Origin of the sequence: Shewanella eurypsychrophilus, from assembly GCF_007004545.3 — a bacterium.
Lineage (GTDB): Bacteria > Pseudomonadota > Gammaproteobacteria > Enterobacterales > Shewanellaceae > Shewanella > Shewanella eurypsychrophilus.
This window is the reverse complement of the sequence record NZ_CP045503.2, coordinates 5,534,091-5,556,068: the sequence shown is the minus strand read 5'-3', so window position 1 is coordinate 5,556,068 and position 21,978 is coordinate 5,534,091. Positions and strand designations below refer to the sequence as shown.

The following is a 21,978-nucleotide window of genomic DNA, read 5'->3' as shown; positions in this document are numbered from 1 at the left end:
ACAAAAGAATACGTATTTGATTTAAGTTAGACCAATTATTTTTGCGATTTAGACGCGTTAATGCATCTGAATCGCCAGCTTTCGAAATTTTGCCAAATTAGTCTGGAAACCATAGCATTGTGGCACCACCTGATCCCATCCCGAACTCAGAAGTGAAACGCAATTGCGCCGATGGTAGTGTGGGGTCTCCCCATGTGAGAGTAGGTCATTTCCAGGCGCCTAATTTCTCGTAAAGAGAGTCGATAAAGCCCGTTGCTAACGCAACGGGCTTTTTTCGTTTTAGCCTGGAAAGATGACCGAACGAGCATGGGGAAATAGAAAGTCCGAACGCAGTGAGATTCATTTCATGTGATAGTAGGGCGAATATCGCAATAGCGATGTGTTTATGGCAGAAAGTTGCTCCATGTACTTTCTGCATTTCCCACATCCATGTGGGTTAGCGCGAAGCTTTAGCGTAGCTGGCCATGGCCCAGCTTGGAATGGACATGATACTTGCCGAAGGCTGAACACATGGGGGTAGAGATGTCGCGCTTTGGATGCGAAGCATTCATCTACTTTGTAGCGAGAGGCGACGTAGTCGTCGAACTGGAGAGCCTGACCGCTCAGCGGCGGAATAGCTTCGAAGCAGGAGCTTTTAAAACCTTAACAAAGGCGCCTGTCATGATCCAGATATCTACGAAAGCCAAAGATTACGGATTCAAATAACCCGTTTCGTCTCTATGCTATAGGCATAAAAAAGCCTACTCTAATCAGTAGGCTTGAGTCATTTAGGGGAGAGATTGTTAATCCATCGAGAGCTCTTTGAGTTTGCGGGTGAGAGTATTACGTCCCCAACCGAGTCGTTTAGCGGCTTCTTGCTTATGGCCATTGGTATGGGCCAGCGCTGTTTCCAGTAATATGCGCTCAAATGCGGGTTGCACTTCGGTTAGCAGATCATTGTCGCCAGCACTAAGGCGTTCAGCAATCCAAAGCTTTAACGATCCTTGCCAATCTGATGGTTCTCCTGATGATTGGGACTTAGCTTGGTTGTGTTCTTTTAAAAGTTCAGGCGGGAGATCTTGGGGTAATATCTCTTGCCCGGATGCCATGACCATTAACCAGCGACAGGTATTTTCTAGTTGACGTACATTACCTGGCCAAGGCAGCTGAGTTAGTTTTTCAATTGTTTCTGGCGTGAGTATTTTGACTTCTACTGAGATCTCTTTGGCTGCAGAATTTAAAAAGTGCCTAGCTAGTTGAGGTATGTCTTCTCGCCTTTGGGATAAAGGTGGCAAATGAACCCGTATCACATTCAGCCTGTGATAGAGATCTTCTCTAAAATCACCTTTTTGAACCAGTTGCTCTAAATCTTGATGCGTTGCTGCGATAATTCTAACATCGACTTGTACTGGTGAGTGGCCACCGACTCGATAAAATTGACCATCTGCTAACACACGTAATAATCGGGTCTGTACATCTAATGGCATATCGCCAATTTCATCGAGAAACAGAGTACCACCGTTTGCCTGTTCGAATCGCCCCTGCCTAACTCCCGCTGCACCGGTAAAAGCCCCTTTCTCATGTCCAAATAATTCAGACTCAATCAAGTCTTTAGGTATTGCAGCCATATTAATGGCAATGAAAGAATTATCTTTTCGTGGGCTATGCTTATGTAGTGCGCTAGCGACTAATTCTTTACCTGTCCCTGATTGGCCATTAATAAGCACGCTAATGGATGAACGGGATAAGCGGCCTATTGCGCGGAAGACCTCTTGCATCGCCGGGGCTTCACCTATTATTTCTGGCGCCTTTACTTGTATATCTTCGACTGGTGCGATGGTTTGCTCATTTGAGTGAGTCAGGGCTCTTTCAACCAGGGCGACAGCTTCATCTATATCGAAGGGCTTAGGTAAGTATTCAAATGCGCCAGCCTGATAAGCACTGACTGCGCTATCTAAGTCAGAATGTGCAGTCATTATGATCACTGGTATATTCGGATAGTGTGTCTGCAGTCTCTCTAATAGGGTTAAACCATCAGTGCCTGGCATGCGTATGTCAGAGATAATTACTTTTGGCTGCGCCTGATCCAATGCCTGCCACAAGGATTCTGCCGCGGCAAAACTTGCTGAGGATATTTTGGCACCTTTTAATGCTCTTTCAACAACCCAACGGATCGAACTATCGTCATCGAGTACCCACACTTGCTCCGTCATACTTGTTTCCCCTGATGAACTTAAATTATTCTTGTTCGATTACTTGCTTTGTATTGGCAGTAAAATAGTAAACTCAGTTTCCCCCGGCTTCGATTGACAATCGATCCTTCCACCATGCAGCCTAGCAAAGTTATGTGAGATCGATAAACCCAAGCCAGACCCTTGATCTCTACCTGTCACCATTGGGTAAAATAGGGTATCCATGAGTTCAGGTTTGATGCCTGGCCCATTATCGATAATAGATAGAGCTATGACTATTTTGTGACGCTTGGTGCCTATGGTGACTTGGTGCTGAGTTCGGGTTTTTATTGTTATTTGTTTTTCTGTATCAAAATGAGCATATTCGAGTGCTTGAATTGCATTTTGAACAATGTTTAACACTGCTTGCTGTAACTGCTCAGAGTCCATATTTATATCAGGTATGGATGGGTCATAATCTTGTTTTAACTTGATATTATCTGGTAAAGCCATAGTGACCAGCTTCAGTACTTTTTGAATGACCTGATGAATATTTTGTAATGAATGTTGGCTAGGTCGTTGTGGGCCCAGCAATCGATCAACCAAGTTTCTTAATCGATCTGCTTGCTCTATTATCATGTCGGTAAATTCATTCAACTCAGGATCGTGTAATTCGCGGGAAAGTAGTTGTGCAGCCCCCCTAAGCCCGCCTAAGGGGTTCTTTATTTCGTGAGCTAAATTGCGAACTAAATATTGAGCTGCTTGCTGTTGAGCATCTAATGTTAGCTGTTGATGGATGCGACGTTGCTGATCGACTTGTCTAAGCTCTAGTAAGCCCAGACCTTGTTCTTGTTCGAGCGGGGTAAAAGTAATATCAACAGTATGGTGCTGATTATCTAGTGTTACCAAGGGAGCTGTATTGACTGTCAGCCCTTGATTGTCTCTTAAAGCATTACTGAGTAACTCAGTGCTAATACCAATAATTTGAAAGTTATCAGCAAGAGAGTGCTCTGTTAAGCGATGGCTACCTATACCTAGTAACTGCTCTGCTGCCGAGTTGGCGTAACACAGCCTTAGGTCGACATCTATGACCATGACTGCAGTAACAAGGTTATTGAAAAGGTGTTTAAGATCCATTAGTACTCCCAGCGAATTCGATGCACCATCATGGTGCACCAAGTTGGTGCACTGTGCAATACTCTTCTCAGTTCAACTGCTAATATTAATCTAAGCTAACTAACTAATAAAAATCTACTTTCTATTAATTTCCACTTAAAGGACTTGGTGTTGCTTGGCGACTAATAATTGATCTGTGAAGGAATATTGTTCTTAGTGATGTAGATGCAAGTTGTTTGCCGTTTTGTGCAATAGCTTTGATTTCGAAGCTATGCTCTCCTCTATCGATATTTCTAAGCTTGAATATCGGTGTATTTTGGGGATCACCGACTATGATACCGTCCATCAGTAGTACTAACCGATGTTTAGCCGCTAAGTCAGGCGATATCGTCGCCATAATGGAGATATTTCCTTCATTATCTCTAATGGTTTGTTCTTCTGTAGGAGAGGTAATGACTAACTCATATGACGGAGTTGAATCTTCTTTCGCTGTGCCAGAGTCGATGCTTACAGGGATCTGCAATTTAATTTTGTTTTCAGTATTACTTTTAAATTCAACAGCTTCAGAGTTTTCTACAGGCTTGTCTGAATAATGAACTTTGCCATCTTCATCGACCCATTTGTATACGGCCGAATGAGCTAGCACAGTAAAAAACAGTAGAAAAATGATGACAACACAACGCATAAAAGTTCCTTTGTTACATATTTGTATGCCCTACAAGGTTAGCTTTTTTTTCATCAAAAATCACAAGTAAATAATTCTAGATTATTATTCTATTGTTATAGCTAATCGAATGTCATATTCACAGTAGCGGTCGTTGATGACAGCTTAAACTCAGGCCTGAAAATCTGAAAATCTGAAAATCTGAAGGCCTGACTGATAATAACCTTTTAAGGTTTAACGGCTCTTAAGTGTGCCTTTCGATAATCATACTTCTGATTGATACGGTTAAGCTCGCCTAAAGTCATGCTGGTAAGCTGTGCAGTATCTTTACCTTCAACAATATACTTTTGTGCAGTACGATTAACGAAGTCTACAACAAACACGTTTTCGCCTTTAAACTCGTTCGCCGTCAGTTGTGATCTTGTTTGTGAGCAGTCGTTGCATTCAACAATGCCATTCATGCTGGCGATGCTTGCTGTTGAAAATAAAATGCCTGCACTGAGCAGTACTGCAGAGGATATTTTTTTCATACTAGAGTCCTTTTCATCGTAAATGTGATCTGTGTCACAATTGCAACTTAAGGTATATTTTTTGAACTGTCTAGTATTTACTGCTCATAACCTTCTGTTTAAATAAAGCTTATTCAGTGATCGCTAAATAAACTTTGTAAAGGTTTAGGATATGGTCTGTAAGCTGAATCTAGCCGCCTGTTTCGCTGATAGCATGATGGCGTTTACCGCTCAATCGTTCAATGATTTGAGTCGCATTGAGGTCATGGGTTACATTAATTACCGTGGCTGGAGCATCGGTAATTGCGCCAATAATGACTAAAATAGGGATCACTTCTATGGGTAATCCAAGAGTTGTGACAATAAATATCTCCCCTAGAAATGCCCCTCCAGGCACACCGCCAATAATAAATGCCGATAATACGGAGATAAGAAGGGTAACTGCCAATATCTCGGGGGTGAACTCTAAACCTAACAGAGAGTATATAAAGACAATTTTCAACGCTGTCGTCATGGATGCACCTCCCTTGTTAAAGTTTACTAATAGGGGCAAACATATATCAACAATATCCTCTCTGATCCCCATTTTATTGGCCGCTCGAATGTTGACTGGCAGTGTCGCTAAAGAGGAACTGGTTCCTAAGGCTGTAATAGAAGGGACTAAAGCGTAGAGCCAAAATACTTTGATTCCTTTGACTCCACCACCTAGCCAAGCGTAGAAACAACTCCCTAAGGTAAAATAGATGGCTGCTGCGGCGAAGAATAACGCAATAGCACGGGCAAAAGTCGTGAGCAGTTGAGTATCTTGGCTGGCCATAGTCGATGCGAAAAAAGCCCCCAATCCAACAGGGGCTACAAGCATTAGAATCGATACAATCTTCAATACCACGGTGTTCAGGCAATCCAGCATCGCCGAAATTTTTTCGCCATCTTTACCCGACTGACCTATGGCGATACCTGATATTACCGACATGATGATGAGGGCAAGAATGTTAGATTTGGATAGTAAGCCGACAAAGTCATTGGTGGTAAGTAAGCTGACAAAGTCCATTTTACCTGAGCCTGTTTCTATTGCTTGCTCTAAGTTGATCACAACCCCTTGAGCCGGATCGAATATAGAGGCCAAAGCGATTATCCCTGCAGCAGGGATAATTGCCATGACAATTGAAACCAACAAAACTGCGATAAGTATGGTGCCTAGCTTCTTTAAATCTGTCATACGGGCGATGGAAGAGGTCACACTGATAGCGACTAAGGGGACGATGATCATAAACAGTAAGTTGAGAAAAATTTGCCCAATAGGCTTAAGCTTCAGTGCAATATCAGGAAGTAAAATACCCAGTAAACCACCTAAAAAAAGTGCGGCGAGTAAGATGATTGAAGAACGATAGGGCTGGAGTATATTCCACATGCAAGAATCCATTTATATGTATTAATCGTTGAATGATTAACAAGAAGACTGCTGTAAAAGTAACCAAGGCTGTAAGTGGAGTCAAATTTGACTCTTAGAGAAATAAAAAACCCTAGCACTTGGCTAGGGTTTCAGATTATTCAATCGAGTCAGCGGTAATACTGCTCTATGAATTTGCGAGCTTACAAGCTGTAGTAAAGCTCGAATTCAACTGGGTGAGTGGTTTGGTTAACACGCTCAACATCAGCAGTCTTAAGCTTGATATATGAATCGATGAAATCGTTGCTGAATACTTCGCCACGAGTCAGGAATTCACGGTCAGCATCAAGACACTCGAGTGCATTTTCAAGTGAAGTTGCCACTGTTGGGATCTCAGCCGCTTCTTCTGGTGGAAGATCGTATAGATCTTTATCCATCGCTTCACCTGGGTGGATCTTGTTTTGAATACCGTCAAGGCCAGCCATTAGCATTGCAGAGAAGGCTAAGTATGGGTTAGCCATCGGATCACCAAATCTTAACTCGATACGACGTCCTTTAGCACTTGGTACCATTGGAATACGGATAGAAGCGCTGCGGTTAGCCGCTGAGTAAGCAAGCATTACAGGCGCTTCAAAGTGTGGAATTAGGCGCTTATAAGAGTTAGTCGATGGGTTAGAAAAAGCGTTGATTGCACGCGCATGCTTGATAATTCCGCCAATATAGAACAGAGCCATTTCACTTAATCCACCGTACTTGTCACCGGCGAAAAGGTTAACACCGTCTTTAGCAAGCGACTGGTGAACGTGCATACCGCTACCGTTGTCACCAACAATTGGCTTAGGCATAAAGGTCGCTGTCTTACCATAAGCGTGTGCGACGTTATGAATAACATACTTAAGTACCTGAACTTCATCGGCCTTCAGCGTTAGCGTATTAAAGCGAGTCGCAATTTCGTTTTGACCAGCTGTTGCTACTTCATGGTGATGAGCTTCAACCACTTGGCCCATCTCTTCAAGTACAAGGCACATAGCGCTACGTAGATCTTGTGAAGAATCAACAGGAGCTACAGGAAAGTAACCGCCTTTAACACCTGGACGGTGACCCGTGTTGCCACCTTCATAGCTAGTACCTGAGTTCCAAGAAGCTTCTTCGGCATCAACCTTGTAGAAACAACCAGACATGTCAGCGCCGTACTTAACATCATCAAAAAGGAAGAACTCTGGCTCTGGGCCAATCAATACAGTGTCAGCGATACCTGTAGAGCGTAAATACTCTTCTGCTTTCTTAGCGATTGAGCGAGGGTCACGATTGTAACCCGTCATAGTACCTGGATTTAAAATGTCACAACGAATGTTAGCTGTGGTTTCTGCTGTAAAAGGGTCAAGTACAAAGCTGGCAGCATCTGGCATCAAAACCATGTCTGATTCGTTAATGCCCTTCCAACCTGAGATTGATGAGCCATCAAACATCTTACCGTCTTCAAAAAAGTCTGCATCGACTTGATGAGAAGGAATTGAAACGTGTTGCTCTTTACCTATTGTATCGGTAAAGCGTAGATCAACAAACTTAACTTCTAATTCTTCGAGTTGTTGTAAAACTGATTCAGCTGACATTCTAAGTCTCCGAGTAGGGTAAAGGGTTAACCCTTATTTATTTTAAACTTCATTAACGCTTTTATACGATTATTGCTTTCAATAAGCTAGACTCATGCCAAAAACGTAACGATATGATTTTAAAGGGAACTAAAAAGGCGGAGAGCGCACAGCTATGAGTATTCGCACTACATTGGTGCATGCAAAGTTCGATCTTGGTGCAATCACCATTATGGTGCGAAGGCATATAAAACAAACTATTCATAGCTGACTAAAAAATAATCCTGTGCGAGAGCCCTCGGCTAGAGTAGAATGGCACGTTTTTTATTGCAACAGCTATTATTTAAGCTGTTACAAATACCCCCTATATTTTGATGGTAAGAGGTTTATCTGTGTTAGAGAATTTACGTAACATCGCCATTATTGCACACGTTGACCATGGTAAAACTACCTTGGTAGACAAGATGCTGGCGCAGTCTGGAACCCTTGAAACTCGAGGAGAAGCCACTGAGCGGGTGATGGATTCGAACGATCTTGAAAAGGAGCGTGGAATCACGATTCTGGCAAAGAATACTGCCATCAAGTGGAACGATTACCGTATCAACATCGTTGATACTCCTGGTCACGCCGATTTCGGTGGTGAGGTAGAACGTGTTCTATCTATGGTTGACTCGGTATTGCTTCTTGTTGATGCTGTCGATGGCCCAATGCCACAGACTCGCTTCGTAACCAAGAAAGCTTTCGCCCTAGGCCTTAAGCCTATTGTCGTAATCAACAAGATTGACCGCCCTGGCGCGCGTCCTGATTGGGTTATCGACCAAGTTTTCGACCTGTTCGACAACTTAGGTGCTACCGATGAGCAACTAGATTTTCCAATCGTTTATGCTTCTGCATTAAACGGTTTTGCTGGTCTAGACCCAGACATCTCAGAAGGCGACATGACGCCGCTGTTCGAAACAATCGTCGAGAAAGTTTCTTCACCAGATGCTGATGCAGAAGGTGATTTACAGATGCAGATCTCCCAGATCGATTACAACTCCTACGTGGGCGTTATCGGTATCGGTCGCATCAAGCGCGGTAGCATTAAGACTAACCAGCAAGTAACCATAATTAGTGCCGATGGTACTAAGCGTAACGGTAAAGTTGGCCAAGTATTAGGTTACATGGGTCTTGATCGTAACGAAGTAGAAGTCGGTAATGCCGGTGACATCGTGGCTATCACAGGTCTGGGTCAGCTACTTATCTCTGATACTGTTTGTGCTACGACTAATGTAGAGGCTTTGCCTGCGTTATCTGTCGATGAGCCTACTCTGACTATGACCTTCCAGGTCAACACTTCTCCGTTTGCAGGTAAAGAAGGTAAGTACGTGACTTCACGTAACATCCTTGAACGTCTGCAGCAGGAACTAGTACACAACGTAGCACTACGTGTGGAAGAGACTGAAAGCCCGGATCGTTTCCGTGTTTCTGGTCGTGGTGAGCTTCACCTGTCAATCCTAATTGAAAATATGCGTCGTGAAGGTTACGAGCTAGCTGTTTCACGTCCTGAAGTTATCGTTAAAGAGATCGACGGCGAGATGTGTGAGCCATTCGAAACGTTAACTGTCGATGTTGAAGAGCAACATCAAGGTAGCGTTATCGAGAAGCTTGGTATCCGTAAGGGTGACATGAAAGACATGCAGCTAGATGGTAAGGGTCGTGTACGTATCGATTTCGTTATCCCAAGCCGTGGCTTGATTGGTTTCCAAACTGATTTCATGACAGCGACTTCTGGTTCAGGTCTTATCTACCATTCATTCGACCATTATGGTCCAGTGAAAGGTGGTGATATCGGTCAGCGTGCTCGTGGCGTATTGATCTCTAACGCTACCGGTAAGGCATTGACCTTCGCTCTATTTAATCTTCAAGAGCGTGGTCGTCTGTTTATTGGTCACGCTGCAGAAGTTTATGAAGGTCAAGTTGTTGGTCTTCACGCTCGCGCAAATGACTTAACAGTGAACTGTTTGAAAGGTAAGCAGCTAACTAACATGCGTGCATCGGGTACCGATGAAGCGCAAGTATTGACTACGCCTATCACTATGACACTTGAGCAAGCGCTTGAGTTTATCGATGATGACGAGCTAGTAGAAGTAACGCCAAAGAACGTTCGTGTTCGTAAGCGTTTCTTGTCTGAGAACGAGCGTAAGCGTCACAACCGTAAGTAATCTCTTCGAGTTAGTTACGTTAATCGAAACGTAAGGTTTCGAATTTCGTAAGAAAAGCCCTGAGCATGTAAATGCTCAGGGCTTTTTGTTATCTGCAGCCTGGCAGATAGTGTCAGTTTATTGGTTTGATTCATTTGGCTTTATTGTTATTTGATTAGTTTGCTCATTACCGTAGCGGCATTGATGTTTATTGCTTGCAGCAGGCTTAAGTGCAACCACTTCTGTGACACGGCGTCCTCTCTATTGACGGAAAGGGTCCATATAGCCTCTGCGACAGCGTCCTTGCTGTCGAAAGTCACAGCCGTGTTCACACCTGAGTATTTATATCTTCGATTTTAGATCTACTGGTTTGAAACTTGTTTCTGGACAAAACGTGATGACTTGTTGGATAACAAGTTCCTGAAATATCTATTGCGGATTCATTGGGCTGGCTTTGTATTTGGATGTCATCTGGTAAGTATAGCTTCGTTGATATCTATCACCTGCCGTGGGCTTAAGTGCAACCACTTCTGTGACACGCCGCAAGCACAATCCCTGTGGGCTTTGCCGTGACATCCGTGTCACGGAAGGTCACAGCCGCGTTCACACCGGGTTATCCACCTCTTCGATTTGGCAATGCGGAGTATCAAGCAAGATCTTGGGTATAGATGAGAAAGATAGTATGTTCAGAATCTATGACCTTGGTATGATCTAACTTAGTGAATATATAGTATTTTAAGTCTGTGGAGGTGGACACTTAAAGTAATAGATCCAGTGTTCTTCCCAATTGTCAGATAAACTAAAAACTGGTGAATCTGATGTAGAATGTCTAACGAGCCAACCTTCACTCAACAACAATTCACTTCTCAGAGCCCTAGAAATATTGTTTGGAATTTTGGCGTTATCTTTATCTGACACAATATAAGTATTGATTGAATGTGTAATTTCGCTACCACTACTCCACTTTTGCTTTTGCTTCTTTCGAATAATCAATCCTGCGAAAATGATAGGGATAAATACAGTCCCTTTAATCTTTTGGGCTTCGAGGTATCGGGGGAACGAGTTAAAAATTTCATCATCAAAATCTAGAATAGTCGTAGTCTCAGAATAAAACTGTCTAGGCAGAACAATTTCATCAGTATGCTCCACTAGGGGCAATAAGCCTGCATTGTAGTAACGCTCTAAATTCAAGATAGAACTCCGATTATAGGTATTGTCTATTTTGGGAACTAAAATATAGTTGGCATCATCACATAACAATCTCTTAGGCTCTTCCTTTGTGTTAATTAAGTGTGCATAACAGCCATAATCTAACGAGTACAAGTTGAATTTCTGACTCTGTATAGATTTAACCGAAGCGCCTTGTTTGACTAGATGGATAACACGGGAATCATAGAGGAAATCTATAAGGTCATCATTTACATCACTTTGAACAAGAAATGCTCTTGTCTTCTTGTGCCCAATTACAATATTGACTATCCACTCAAGTAACTGCACTGCTTTTTTTCGAGAGTTGATATCTTTGCTCTTTGAGGTCGTGTACCAATACCTAGCAGCGTTTCGGATAGTTTTTACCCCTATCTTCTGGCCGTTTTGATTAAGTGATGCTTGAGAAATGATATGAATAGCATCTCTAGGAACGCCTTCGCTTGCTCTGACAAATTCTTCTAGAGCTGGCTTATTTGTGAATATTTGAGATATAAATGATTCAATGTCATCAGGAACCATGTTGCTTCTATCTGCCGCTTTTACATGTTTGTATATTAAATTTTTAAAGAAACTTACGGATTTATCACTATCGCTATCAAACACCATGAACTGATCTAAGTTTATTGAAGTAGAAGCATCTGAAGTGATTTCTAAGCCTATAAATTCACCATTATCGCTGCAGGCTCTGAAATTTGAGCGATGAGGTATAGCTGCAATTTTTACTGTTATGGTCGGTATGGCAAACACTATTCGCCTAAGCATGTCAGCAAGGTAAGGCTGTAGTTCTAAAGGAACTTCACTCCACTCGTCTATGAGTATTAGAAGCCTGTTTTGTGGAAGTTTTTGTACTATGCGTTTAAGCATTTTTGCGAGGGACCCAAAATGCATCCGAAGAATTTTTTTGCCAGTTTCTTTTGTTGTTAATGAATCTGAGTCACTTTCTTTTTCTAAGTTTTTACGTCCTACTGATAAACTTGCTTGTTTTGCGATTGAGGCTGCTAGGTTGCGTGAGGTCTCAGAGGCAAAGGAGTTTTTCTTGTTTACTTCTCTTTCAAATTGGCCATCAACACTCATGTTAGTCGCCTCTTCAACAAAGCAATCTAAAAGCGGTGCTAACTCGGATAGGTCGCATTGATCATGTTCGTAGCAAGTATCAAGGATTTGCTCTCTAATCTCGCAGAGCGTATCTGAAAGCAAGCGGGATGCTCTTTCACTTAAACTAAGTTGAGAGTCTGAATACATCCCACCAGTGGACCCCATAGTTCTCATATCTAGTTCTAGAGTTATTGCACCTTGACTCTGCACGTCGTTTTTAAGGTATTTAAGAAGGTGTGTTTTACCCGTGCCACGCCTGCCGTATATGATTTGATTTTCAAGGCATGAAAATAGTGAAAAAACAGAACCTACATGTACAAACGACTTAACTAAATAGTCGTCAGGCTTCCTTTCTGCACGTTTCGGCATTGTTACCAGTATTTCACTCAAAGACTTCAAACTTTGCTCCTGAATTCAGATACTCAAAATACATTAACTTTGGCAATGATATAGGTAAACTTAAATCATTGAAATTTAAAGGTGTGTCCGACTGTGTTTTTCTATAATTAAGTCCTTACATGGCTGTGATTTTGAAGTCAAAAGTAGCTTTAGGAAAATAACTTAATTCAGGCTTCGTTTCTTTTACTACTCATTAGCTTTCTATGGTTAATTTGGATGAATGAGCTTTGGGGGATCTTTGTTAAAATAAGGCTAAATCGAAGAGATTATAACTAGATGTAAGTGAGATCGAGGGCTTCGGTTTGGGATGAAATGAATAAAGGGGCCGTAACTAATTAGCATCTTTTGAGATCAAGCTCCCATAGCAATGCGCTAATCTAACAAGAGAAATATTCTTGTTAAATAACAGTGTATATGCGGCTGCGAGCTTCGATTTCAGGGATGAAATCGCAGAGCGTATAGGGACATATTTACAGCGTTTCGCAGAAGCATCTGCACATGCCTCGCCGGCCAGGCGGTAGGTTGCAATGAAGGGGCGATCTTCAAACACATCACCCAATACCAACTAAGCCAGATGTACAAATATAGAAAATGTAATCAGCCTTCATTCGAAGGCCAATCCATTTTGAAGGCTAATGTATCAATGTCCAATTGAACCTAAATGCTGTATCAAGTAAATACGATCTGCATCTAAGGTTTGGCTGTGCCAAAACCCGCCAACATAGGCGCCTAGTGGGATGAGGAACATAATGAGTAACAGCATTATGGTTAATCCTCTCGCTGAAAGCTTAATCCCATTACGGGTGCTGAAGTGCAGTGCTTCCTTCTTGGGGCAAGCCGATACACAACGCATACAGGCTTGGCACTCGTCGGAGCGAATATTCTTCTGAGTGTGCACCGAGATGTTTGCGGGGCAGGCTCGGGTGCACTTATCGCAGTTCATTCCCTTGGATTCGATTAAGCAGTGCTGAGTGCTTCTGCGTATCTTAAACGGGCTCAGGAAGCTTAATAGACCGAGCAGGGCACCATAGGGGCAGATATAGCGGCAAAAGCCCTGACGACGCCATGCAGCGAGTCCTAAGATGAACGCGAAGCACGCTAAGGTAACGAGTCCGGGAGTCATGAAGAATAGCGCCATTTTAAGATCGGCTATCTTGTGATAGTTACCCTCTAGATAGTGAGGGATTGATTGAGCTGGCATGCCTATGATGATGTAGAGCAATGCGGCTAACAGTAGATATTTAAGCATTCTAAGTGGCCAGTCCAACCAGGCTGGTGGCAGCATCTCACTTTTTATAAAACGCTTCCTGAGTTTATACAGGTATTCACCGGCTATGCCTAAAGGGCAGGCCCAGCCACAAAAAGCGCGTTTGCATAGTAGTCCTGTCAGCAAGACCACAGCTAGCATTACGGCGGCGGCGGGGTGCGTTTGATCCCACAGGCCTAAGGTGAGTATGGCTTTTATCTCGATACCACCAGCAATGGGCAGAAAAGCATCACCAACATCGGGCCTCATTAGCCAAGGCGTGATGCCGGCTTTTAGCATGGCGGTGTTCATCACAAATTGAACCCCGACTAACAGCATAGACAGTGCCAGTAGATGTTGAGTTGCATCTCGCAGAGTGTTTATCCTCTGCTCACCTTTGGCAAGCTCAGGCTTAAATTTAGTTAGCAGGAAGATAGATAATGCTGCGATAGCACTCGCGATCATTAAGGGCCAATACAGTGAGCTTATACAGGCGCCAATAGCCAGAATGATAGTGGTCACGGCTCCTGATTTTTTTCCACTCCAGTAAAGTAAGCTTGCACTATAGGCGAGTGCTAGCATTAAGGTTAATGATTCTATAAAGGTCATGTGGTTTCTGATGTTAGTGACAACTTGTATCAATCAGAGGTGTTAATTGAGAGTTAGTTCTGGCCAGAAAATGCTTTTGTGTGTCATCTCTAAATAATAGGTCTAGATAGCATCTAGGCTAGGAGATGCATCACAAAAGCATGATTACATGGCTTGTTTTTTTATATTGCTGAGGTAGGGGGAAGCAATATGATAATGTATTCAGATACAAATCCCCTCCATCGCTATCCTTGCGATCGGGGATAAGTATATCTGACCGCCATGGTCTAAACCGTTCCTGACATTAAAAAGCCCTGAACATAACATGCTCAGAGCTTTAAGTTTTTAGCTTTCTAGAGCCTAGAGCCTAATATCTTAATTTCCTTCAATCGAAGCAATAAACTTGGTGGACTCTTCGATAGATTTGTTCATCTCTTTGATCAAACCTGAAATATCTGTCTGTAGGCTGGCAAACTCGCCCTTGATGGCCCCAATCGCTTGGGCATTGAGGTTATGTTTCAGATAAAGCATATTATCTTTCATTGCGGTGAGTACCGGTGCCATCTTACTCTCGGCGCGCTTCATGGTGCGTACTAACTGCTCATATGATCGCTGAGTCTCACGCAACTTACTCTCACTGCTACGGCGCAGACTGGCTTTACTTATTTCGCCTATCTCGGTTTGCCATTCGTCGAACAGTGCTTCGGCGACATCTTCGACCTTATCGATGCGATTGCTGACATCATCGGCCGCATCCTGAGAGGATTCATATTCATCTTTGGCCTTGTTGTAAGCCGCCTCTAGATTGCCACCGTCGTGGTTGAGCAAGGCTTGCATCTCTGCTAACGCTGAACTGAACTGCTCTTGTGCTTCCTCTTGAGATTCTTTAGCGTCGGTGACGCGGTCGACCATTATGTCACGCTTGTGGTAGCCCACTTTCTCCATGGCACCATAATAGGCACTTTGACAGCCTGTTAAGAGTAAGCTGGTGGCCACGATGGCAATTGATAAATATCTCTTCATTTTTGGATAGTCCTTGTCCATAGTAGGAAACTTAATAGGGGTGAGTCGAGACCTTTAATCGGCTCTGAACCTAGCGGCGTCTATGATGCTCCAAAGGTGAGCGATACCGCCTATAATTGCGGGAAAGATCAGCCACCACATGGCATAGCCTACGATAGTTATTATACAGAAAAGCAATGCTGCCATGATCCGTCCCTGTACTAATTGCCCTAAGCCAGGAAAGAAGAAGCTTGCGATAGCGGCAATCACGTTGCCTGCAGAACCTTGTTGTGACATCTATTTATTCCTTACACTTGTAAATCTTAGGTTATAAGCTTTATTGTACGAATATACGTATTTAATACCAACTCCTTAAATCAAGAGAATCAAGAGATAGCTGTGATAAATAAGATAGATGGAACCCATGTTCGTACATTGATGCTGAGCATCTGGCATTTTATGATACATCTAAAGCAACGACTTGCGGAAGATCAGATTAATATACGCGCAGGTCACCTTGCCTACGTCACCCTACTGTCACTGGTTCCTATGATCGCTGTGACCATGTCTATGCTATCCGCTTTTCCGGTTTTCGGCGGTATTAGGGAGCAGATAGAAAGCTTTATCTATAATAATTTCCTGCCTTCGGCCGGTGACAGCGTACAGGTTTACATTAATGAATTTGTCGACAATGCCTCCAAAGGGACGGCTGTGGGTATCGCTGCATTGATGGTGGTGGCGATCATGCTGATATCTAACATAGATAAGTCCCTCAATAGTATTTGGCGTACTACAGAGAAGCGTTCTATGGCTGTTTCATTTTCTATGTATTGGATGGTGTTAACGTTAGGGCCAGTGCTTATGGGGGCGAGTCTAGTGGCTACTTCCTATGTGGTGTCACTTAAGGTGTTCAATGGCGCCGATCTGTCAGGTGTGGTGCCATTGCTGGTGGAGCGCTTACCGATGTTTTTCTCGGTCGCTACCTTCCTGCTTATCTATATGGTGGTGCCTAATACTAAGGTTAAATTTTTTCACGCCTTATTGGGGGCTATTGCTGCTGCTCTCTTGTTTGAATTTGGTAAGAAAGCCTTCGCCTTCTATCTGACCCAATTTCCAAGTTATGAGGCGATTTACGGTGCGCTAGCTACTATCCCAATTTTGTTTATGTGGGTATATCTTTCCTGGATGATTGTCTTGATTGGCGCCGTGATCACGGCCGCTATGCCAGAGTACCTTGATAAGAAACAGACCATTGTTAAACACCAGACATCAGATTTCCCATCAGGCAAGGATGAGCTAAAGATGGACATCAGCTACTCAACTCACAGCGTAGAAGTAGAGGCCGAGAAGCTTGAGGGCACAGATAAGCCTCACCTAGGAAAGCATTCAACCAAGCCATCGGTAAAGTCATGAGCGAGCTTCCTGCATTGATCCGCCGTGACTGGCTCGATGTAGGAGGTGGGCATAAGCTGCATCTGGCTCAATACGGTGATCCTAATGGGATCCCGGTTCTGTATCTGCATGGTGGGCCTGGAGCGGGTTGTGTTAGTGATGACTTGATGTTATTTGATGGCGATATCTTTCATATTTTAATGTTAGATCAAAGAGGAACGGGGCGTTCTAAGCCTCTTGGAGAGCTAGAGCACAATACCCTGTTATCTCTGCTTAAAGATCTTGAAAAAGTGAGAGTTTGGCTGAATATTTCTAGTTGGTGTCTAGTGGGTGGTTCATTTGGTGCAACTTTAGGTTTGATTTACAGTGGTGCTTTTCCTGAGCGAGTGCTGTCTCAAGTGTTTTGGGGGCTGTTTATTCCCAGCGAAAATGGTACCAACTGGTTGTACTCCAATAAGGGCGCCGCGAATCTTTTTGCTACAGAGTATTTAGCTTTTACTGCTCTAGCACCTTATACCTCGAATATTGAACGATTGTTCGAGACATACAGAGCGGGCTTAAATCATGAGAATGTTGATATACGGCACGAATTTATTCAAGCCTGGCTTCAGTGGGAGCAGTCACTATCAATGCCTGGTTGCGATTTAGTTTGTATAGAGTCAACCAGTAGTAAAAGCCTGGCTGAATTAGAGTTACATTATGCTAGCCACCAATATTTCGGTGCTTACCAATTAATGCGACAATTATCAGCGGGTATACAGGCGCCAACTCGTATATTACAAGGCGAGTTAGATTGGGTCTGTCCCTCTCAAATTACTGAGAACTTTTTATTGGAATTTGGTTCAAATATCATCAATTACTCGGTAATTAAAAGCGGGTATCATGGGTTAGCCAATGATAAAATGTTTGGTGAAGTCGTTTATGCCATACGGGAAATGGCAAATAATATGAAGGACAAATAGATAAATGAGAAAATTGATGATCGCTGGCTTAGCCATTGTTTTAAGTGCCTGCGCGGCGACGGAATCTAGCGATGTGCCAGCAAGTACTGCTGCGGCTCCGGAGAGTGTGACTTTAGGTGGAATGTCGAACGAAGATGCAACTAAAACATTATTTGAAGCCTTAATTAAAAAGAATTACTTGGCAACGATGGCGAGCCCAAACCGAATTGCGTTACAGTTCGATGATAACCAGTTTGTCCTACAGCCAAGTATAAATCCAAACGGTATTGATCGCATCATGATGAATCGTTTCTATGCGGTTCATCCTAAGCTCAAGGGCAGTAAAGAGCTGCTTATCTTGATTGGTACCCTTAACCATAAGCTGAATTTTGCTAAGTTTACCCTTCGCGATAACGGTGCAGTTATTCAGGTGCAAGGGGCAGCGACTTTTGTCAATACGATAGAGCTGGAAGAGATCCGCCGATTCATGTTGTGGACCGACGAAGGTTTACGTCAGGTTGGTCGCTCTCTACCAAAAGGTTCAGAGGATTTGATTAAGCCGATTCCGGTAATGCAGCAAGCTCAGTCTTTGTGATCAAACAAGTTCCTAGGACCTAGTTCCTAGGAATTTCTTAAAAAGAGAAATATGTAACGTGATAGCCCTTATTCAACGTGTAAAGCAAGCTAAAGTGGATGTCGATGGTGAAACTATCGGCGCAATAGATAAAGGCTTGTTAGTATTGCTCGGTGTCGAGCGTGAAGATGACACGGCCAAAATGGAGAAGTTAGCCACTAAGGTGATGAGTTATCGTGTATTTTCTGATGAGAATGGCAAGATGAATCTTAATCTGCAACAGGCGGGAGGTTCCTTGCTGGTGGTATCTCAGTTTACGCTAGCTGCAGATACCGGACGTGGCTTGAGGCCGAGCTTCTCTGGCGCTGGGACACCGGAGCAGGCAAAGGTATTGTATGAAGAGTTTATCGGATTCTGTCAGTCCAAAGGCGTGACAACCCAGACCGGTGAGTTTGCTGCCGATATGCAGGTCAGCCTAGTCAATGATGGTCCGGTTACTTTTAACCTGACGGTATAGGCTAGACCTTGTTTTCTCACTCAAATAAGTTTGATGGACTGGGAAGTATTGGAATGCCAGAAAATATAGACAAGCTCTTATCAGAGTTGCAGCAGACTTGGCATAGAACTATTCCGGTCAGTGGCTTTATGAAGATCGAGCCTGTGTCATATTTCAATAAAGAATTTCGGGTCACGGCGCCACTCGAGCCCAATATCAATCTGCATAAAACCATGTTTGCCGGCAGTATTTATACGCTGATGACGCTCACTGGCTGGGGCATGGTGTGGTTACAGCAGTCGCTTGCCGGCTTAGAGGGCGATATCGTCTTGGCCGATGCCAAGGTAAAATACATCGCTCCCATTGAAGCCGCACCTGTGGCTAAAGTGAGTTGGCCACAGGTCGATATGTCAGTATTATCTAAGGGCCGGCGACTCAAGGTAATGCTCGAGGTTAAACTCTATTGTGATAACACATGCTGCGCAATCTTTGAGGGGCTCTACATAAGCAAACCAAAGCAGAGCATATCTTAGACGAATAAACCTGAGCCATCATTTCTCTTTTAGAGTGTCCCCCCACACCACAACGATTCTATTTTTTAGGATGTTTTGATAGATTTTATCCGCTTTTATTCTCTTTAATCGTTTATTAGACTGGCTTCATCGAATTGAGAGAGTCTCTCAATCATAGAATCTAATGGAGTCAGCTATGTCAAAAGTTCTTATTTTAAAGTCGAGCATCTTAGGTGGTTACTCTCAATCGGGTCAATTGATTGAGCACTTGAGCCAACATTGGACTGAGCAGGGAGCCGATATCACGGTTCGTGATCTGGCGGCTGAACCTTTACCGGTTCTCGATGGTGAAATCGCCATGGGTTTACAAGGTGGAGATGATCTTTCACAGCGTCAGCAAGAGGTGTTAAGTCTATCTAATAAGCTGATCCAAGAGCTTAAAGATCATGACACCATAGTGATCGCAGCTCCTATGTATAACTTCTCTATTCCGACTCAGCTTAAAAACTGGATTGATCTTATTGCTCGTGCTGGTGTGAGCTTTACCTATACAGAGAGTGGCCCGCAAGGCTTGATCACAGGTAAGCGAGCGATTGTGATCACGACTCGAGGTGGGGTACATAAAGACAGCTCGGCTGATCATGTGGTGCCTTATTTGAAGACGGTACTGGGTTTTATCGGTATCGATGATGTGGAAACTGTCTATGGCGAAGCCTTGAGCATGGGCCCTGAGGCGACAGAGAAAGGTATGAGCGAGGCAAAAGCTGCATTGAATGCTATTGCGGCATAAAGATAGTAAGTAAAAAGGCGCCTAAGGGCGCCTTCTGTATTTATCGATATCGGTTTTAGTTCCTGGTATCAGTTACTTGTATTAGTAGTACTTTTTTAAGTACTTTGAGGCATATTTACGCAGTTTTTTCTCGCTGCTGTCTTGAGCCAACTGTTCTATAGTCGGTTTATATTTCTCATCACCTGTGATGGCTAAGGCTTTAGCCATATAAGCATAAGCTTGAATTGACTGCTTTTCATGTTTTAGCAGTCGGGTATCTTTAAGTTCTTCATTGAGCACTTCGTTGATCTGCTCGCTATCAATATTTTGATTAATCACACGTTTAGCTGCATTGAGTTTAAGTTCCAGAACATCGCTTCTTAACGCGTTAGCTAAGACGTTACTCGCTTGACTGAACTTATCATCATAGAGACTCTTATTGCTTAATATCGGTGCCCAGACCTTGTATTGATCTAAGATTTTAAGTGATTTTCTAGCGTACTTTTGCAATTTACTGTGATAATCACCCGCTATGACTGCATTAAAGGTGGCTATATATTTCTCATCGCCTGAATAGGCTAAGCCTTTCAATAACCAGGCGCTGTAATCTATGCTGTGGCGATCGACGGCTAATGGCAGCGACTTTTGCAGATTCTCTTCAATCTTGTTATAGACCTTAGGTTCTGACATTCCCGCCATGACTAAGCTCGCGAGGGCATCTTTCTGCTGCTGAATATCTTCACCTTGAAATACTTCGATATATTGAGCTTCAGTCAGTGTCTTCGCTGACAGCGTTAGGCTGAACAGACTTAGGGTTAAACAGAGTGCTAGCGCGAGTGTTTTCATTGGAGTTCCCTTTCTATTTTGTGTTCCATCGTTTGAAGATCAATGAGGTGTTAATGCCGCCGAAGGCGAAGTTATTACTCATTACATAGTTGGTTTCAATTTGGCGGATCTCATCCTTGATATAGTCCAGTTCACCACAATCGGGATCGATTTCGGTCAGGTTGAGCGTGGGAGCGAACCAGCCAGCATTCATCATCTCTATACTTAGCCAAGCTTCTAGTGCCCCGCAAGCACCTAAGGTATGGCCGGTATAGCTTTTTAGGGATGAGATGGGCATGTGAGGGCCGAATACTGAACTGGTGGCTTGAGTCTCGGCAATATCGCCACGATCTGTTGCTGTGCCATGGGCGCTGACATAGCCAATGACTTCAGGTTCCAGCTTGGCATTTTTCAGTGCATGTCTTATGGCGACCTCCATGGTGGTCGCATTGGGCTGAGTCACGTGTAAACCATCTGAGTTCGTGCCGAAACCGACGATTTCGGCGTATATTTTAGCGCCTCGAGCTTGGGCGTGTTCCAGTTCTTCAAGCACTAAAGTACAAGCCCCTTCGCCGATAACTAAGCCATCACGGGACTTATCAAATGGGCTAGGGCTGAGCGCTGGAGAGTCATTCTTGGTGCTGGTGGCAAACAAGGTATCAAAGACGACAGCTTCGGTGGCGCATAGCTCTTCGCCGCCACCTGCTAGCATCAAATCTTGTTGAGCATATTTTATCGCTTCATAGGCATAACCAATACCTTGGCTGCCAGAGGTGCAGGCGCTGCTGGTGGTATGCACCCGGCCTTTGAGACCGAAGAAGACCCCAACGTTAACGGCTGTGGTATGGGCCATCATACGAATATAGCTGGTGGCAGTGATCCCTGACATATCGCCATCCTTGAGCATGTCGCCGAAGGCTATTATTGGATCTGTGCTACCCGTAGATGAACCATAGGCGATGCCCATAGCACCCGAGGTGATAATGGGGTCGTTGAGTAGGTTTGCGTCGATAAGGGCGAGCTCACTGGCTCTAGTAGCCATTAAAGATACTCTGCCCATTGAGCGGATCTGCTTACGCGAGTAATGTTTAGGTTTTTCGAAATCTGTCACCGGTGCGGCTAGGCGGGTATTAAGCCCTTCATAGCGATCCCACTCATCGAAGCGTACCACACAGTTTTTCTGCGCTTTTAAGTTATTGGCAATTGTCGGCCAATCATGGCCGAGACTGGAAATACCACCACAGCCTGTGATCACGACTCTTCTTCCCATTGAGCTAGAGGTCATATCATACCTCCATAGACTGAGATCACTTGCCTAGTGGTATA

20 protein-coding genes and 1 rRNA gene are annotated in these 21,978 nt (G+C 43.7%); 8 read left to right on the top strand and 13 right to left on the bottom strand.

The window, feature by feature from the left end; genetic code table 11:
• The first annotated feature begins 101 nt into the window (after positions 1–101).
• Positions 102–217, top strand: a 5S ribosomal RNA gene (gene rrf, locus FM038_RS23835).
• Here the strand turns inward: rrf and FM038_RS23830 are convergent.
• From FM038_RS23830 to glnA, 7 genes are all read right to left on the bottom strand, one after another.
• The gene (locus tag FM038_RS23830; RefSeq protein ID WP_142873486.1) at positions 206–418 is read right to left on the bottom strand and encodes a hypothetical protein; all 213 of its coding nucleotides are present in this window, start codon (positions 416–418) and stop codon (positions 206–208) included. The genes rrf and FM038_RS23830 overlap by 12 nt on opposite strands.
• A 364-nt stretch (positions 419–782) precedes the next feature.
• The gene (gene glnG, locus FM038_RS23825) at positions 783–2,192 is read right to left on the bottom strand and encodes a nitrogen regulation protein NR(I) (RefSeq protein ID WP_142873487.1); all 1,410 of its coding nucleotides are present in this window, start codon (positions 2,190–2,192) and stop codon (positions 783–785) included.
• 39 nt (positions 2,193–2,231) lie between these two features.
• Entirely contained in the window at positions 2,232–3,287 is a 1,056-nt protein-coding gene (gene glnL / locus FM038_RS23820; RefSeq protein WP_195873162.1) for a nitrogen regulation protein NR(II), read from the bottom strand.
• Between the two features lie 124 nt (positions 3,288–3,411).
• Positions 3,412–3,951, bottom strand: coding sequence for a DUF4124 domain-containing protein (locus FM038_RS23815; protein WP_142873488.1), 540 nt, complete (start codon positions 3,949–3,951; stop codon positions 3,412–3,414).
• A gap of 206 nt (positions 3,952–4,157) precedes the next feature.
• Positions 4,158–4,460 carry a hypothetical protein gene (locus FM038_RS23810; protein ID WP_142873489.1) on the bottom strand — a complete coding sequence of 101 codons (303 nt, stop codon included), beginning with the start codon at positions 4,458–4,460 and terminating at the stop codon, positions 4,158–4,160.
• A gap of 169 nt (positions 4,461–4,629) precedes the next feature.
• Positions 4,630–5,850, bottom strand: coding sequence for a dicarboxylate/amino acid:cation symporter (locus FM038_RS23805; protein ID WP_142873490.1), 1,221 nt, complete (start codon positions 5,848–5,850; stop codon positions 4,630–4,632).
• A 182-nt stretch (positions 5,851–6,032) separates the two neighbouring features.
• Positions 6,033–7,442: a glutamate--ammonia ligase gene (gene glnA / locus FM038_RS23800; protein WP_142873491.1), complete on the bottom strand. Its 1,410-nt coding sequence runs from the start codon at positions 7,440–7,442 to the stop codon at positions 6,033–6,035.
• A gap of 371 nt (positions 7,443–7,813) precedes the next feature.
• Between glnA and typA the strand changes: the two genes are divergently transcribed.
• Positions 7,814–9,625, top strand: a complete 1,812-nt coding sequence (gene typA / locus FM038_RS23795) for a translational GTPase TypA (RefSeq protein WP_142873492.1) — start codon at positions 7,814–7,816, stop codon at positions 9,623–9,625.
• A 714-nt stretch (positions 9,626–10,339) separates the two neighbouring features.
• On the opposite strand, the gene FM038_RS23790 is transcribed toward typA, so the two are convergent.
• The 4 genes from FM038_RS23790 to FM038_RS23775 all read right to left on the bottom strand — a co-directional run bounded on the left by FM038_RS23790 (position 10,340) and on the right by FM038_RS23775 (position 15,440).
• Positions 10,340–12,307 carry an ORC-CDC6 family AAA ATPase gene (locus tag FM038_RS23790; protein WP_142873493.1) on the bottom strand — a complete coding sequence of 656 codons (1,968 nt, stop codon included), beginning with the start codon at positions 12,305–12,307 and terminating at the stop codon, positions 10,340–10,342.
• A 640-nt stretch (positions 12,308–12,947) separates the two neighbouring features.
• The gene (locus FM038_RS23785; protein ID WP_142873494.1) at positions 12,948–14,162 is read right to left on the bottom strand and encodes a 4Fe-4S binding protein; all 1,215 of its coding nucleotides are present in this window, start codon (positions 14,160–14,162) and stop codon (positions 12,948–12,950) included.
• A gap of 354 nt (positions 14,163–14,516) precedes the next feature.
• Complete coding sequence (locus FM038_RS23780; protein WP_142873495.1) at positions 14,517–15,164, bottom strand: DUF2959 domain-containing protein; 648 nt, start codon at positions 15,162–15,164, stop codon at positions 14,517–14,519.
• Between the two features lie 54 nt (positions 15,165–15,218).
• Entirely contained in the window at positions 15,219–15,440 is a 222-nt protein-coding gene (locus tag FM038_RS23775) for a hypothetical protein (protein ID WP_142873496.1), read from the bottom strand.
• A gap of 141 nt (positions 15,441–15,581) precedes the next feature.
• On the opposite strand from FM038_RS23775, the gene FM038_RS23770 reads away from it, so the two are divergent.
• The 6 genes from FM038_RS23770 (at position 15,582) to FM038_RS23745 (ending at position 19,848) form a co-directional block, all read left to right on the top strand.
• Positions 15,582–16,556, top strand: coding sequence for a virulence factor BrkB family protein (locus FM038_RS23770; RefSeq protein ID WP_229601143.1), 975 nt, complete (start codon positions 15,582–15,584; stop codon positions 16,554–16,556).
• Positions 16,553–17,497: an alpha/beta fold hydrolase gene (locus tag FM038_RS23765; RefSeq protein ID WP_142873497.1), complete on the top strand. Its 945-nt coding sequence runs from the start codon at positions 16,553–16,555 to the stop codon at positions 17,495–17,497. Before FM038_RS23770 ends, FM038_RS23765 begins: the two co-directional genes overlap by 4 nt.
• 4 nt (positions 17,498–17,501) lie before the next feature.
• Positions 17,502–18,071: a hypothetical protein gene (locus tag FM038_RS23760; RefSeq protein WP_142873498.1), complete on the top strand. Its 570-nt coding sequence runs from the start codon at positions 17,502–17,504 to the stop codon at positions 18,069–18,071.
• Between the two features lie 58 nt (positions 18,072–18,129).
• On the top strand, positions 18,130–18,567 hold the full coding sequence (gene dtd, locus FM038_RS23755; protein WP_142873499.1) for a D-aminoacyl-tRNA deacylase: 438 nt from the start codon (positions 18,130–18,132) through the stop codon (positions 18,565–18,567).
• 53 nt (positions 18,568–18,620) lie between these two features.
• Positions 18,621–19,079 carry a thioesterase domain-containing protein gene (locus FM038_RS23750; protein ID WP_142873500.1) on the top strand — a complete coding sequence of 153 codons (459 nt, stop codon included), beginning with the start codon at positions 18,621–18,623 and terminating at the stop codon, positions 19,077–19,079.
• A gap of 175 nt (positions 19,080–19,254) precedes the next feature.
• Positions 19,255–19,848: an FMN-dependent NADH-azoreductase gene (locus FM038_RS23745; RefSeq protein WP_142873501.1), complete on the top strand. Its 594-nt coding sequence runs from the start codon at positions 19,255–19,257 to the stop codon at positions 19,846–19,848.
• 81 nt (positions 19,849–19,929) lie between these two features.
• Here the strand turns inward: FM038_RS23745 and FM038_RS23740 are convergent, their stop codons facing one another.
• Positions 19,930–20,673 (bottom strand): hypothetical protein, encoded by a 744-nt coding sequence (locus FM038_RS23740; protein WP_142873502.1) that lies wholly within the window; start codon positions 20,671–20,673, stop codon positions 19,930–19,932.
• Positions 20,674–20,686: 13 nt separating this feature from the next.
• Complete coding sequence (locus FM038_RS23735) at positions 20,687–21,922, bottom strand: beta-ketoacyl-ACP synthase (protein ID WP_419555655.1); 1,236 nt, start codon at positions 21,920–21,922, stop codon at positions 20,687–20,689.
• Positions 21,923–21,978: the final 56 nt, after the last annotated feature.

What these genes read in the sequence shown, in the direction of transcription:
- glnG (WP_142873487.1), bottom strand. Translation starts at nt 2,192, where the DNA reads ATGACGGAGCAAGTGTGGGTACTCGATGACGATAGTTCGATCCGTTGG.
- FM038_RS23765 (WP_142873497.1), top strand. Translation starts at nt 16,553, where the DNA reads ATGAGCGAGCTTCCTGCATTGATCCGCCGTGACTGGCTCGATGTAGGA.
- FM038_RS23750 (WP_142873500.1), top strand. Translation starts at nt 18,621, where the DNA reads ATGCCAGAAAATATAGACAAGCTCTTATCAGAGTTGCAGCAGACTTGG.
- FM038_RS23760 (WP_142873498.1), top strand. Translation starts at nt 17,502, where the DNA reads ATGAGAAAATTGATGATCGCTGGCTTAGCCATTGTTTTAAGTGCCTGC.
- FM038_RS23785 (WP_142873494.1), bottom strand. Translation starts at nt 14,162, where the DNA reads ATGACCTTTATAGAATCATTAACCTTAATGCTAGCACTCGCCTATAGT.
- FM038_RS23805 (WP_142873490.1), bottom strand. Translation starts at nt 5,850, where the DNA reads ATGTGGAATATACTCCAGCCCTATCGTTCTTCAATCATCTTACTCGCC.
- FM038_RS23735 (WP_419555655.1), bottom strand. Translation starts at nt 21,922, where the DNA reads ATGGGAAGAAGAGTCGTGATCACAGGCTGTGGTGGTATTTCCAGTCTC.
- FM038_RS23830 (WP_142873486.1), bottom strand. Translation starts at nt 418, where the DNA reads ATGCAGAAAGTACATGGAGCAACTTTCTGCCATAAACACATCGCTATT.
- FM038_RS23815 (WP_142873488.1), bottom strand. Translation starts at nt 3,951, where the DNA reads ATGCGTTGTGTTGTCATCATTTTTCTACTGTTTTTTACTGTGCTAGCT.
- FM038_RS23770 (WP_229601143.1), top strand. Translation starts at nt 15,582, where the DNA reads ATGCTGAGCATCTGGCATTTTATGATACATCTAAAGCAACGACTTGCG.
- FM038_RS23745 (WP_142873501.1), top strand. Translation starts at nt 19,255, where the DNA reads ATGTCAAAAGTTCTTATTTTAAAGTCGAGCATCTTAGGTGGTTACTCT.
- FM038_RS23775 (WP_142873496.1), bottom strand. Translation starts at nt 15,440, where the DNA reads ATGTCACAACAAGGTTCTGCAGGCAACGTGATTGCCGCTATCGCAAGC.
- FM038_RS23740 (WP_142873502.1), bottom strand. Translation starts at nt 20,673, where the DNA reads ATGAAAACACTCGCGCTAGCACTCTGTTTAACCCTAAGTCTGTTCAGC.
- FM038_RS23780 (WP_142873495.1), bottom strand. Translation starts at nt 15,164, where the DNA reads ATGAAGAGATATTTATCAATTGCCATCGTGGCCACCAGCTTACTCTTA.
- glnL (WP_195873162.1), bottom strand. Translation starts at nt 3,287, where the DNA reads ATGGATCTTAAACACCTTTTCAATAACCTTGTTACTGCAGTCATGGTC.
- glnA (WP_142873491.1), bottom strand. Translation starts at nt 7,442, where the DNA reads ATGTCAGCTGAATCAGTTTTACAACAACTCGAAGAATTAGAAGTTAAG.
- FM038_RS23810 (WP_142873489.1), bottom strand. Translation starts at nt 4,460, where the DNA reads ATGAAAAAAATATCCTCTGCAGTACTGCTCAGTGCAGGCATTTTATTT.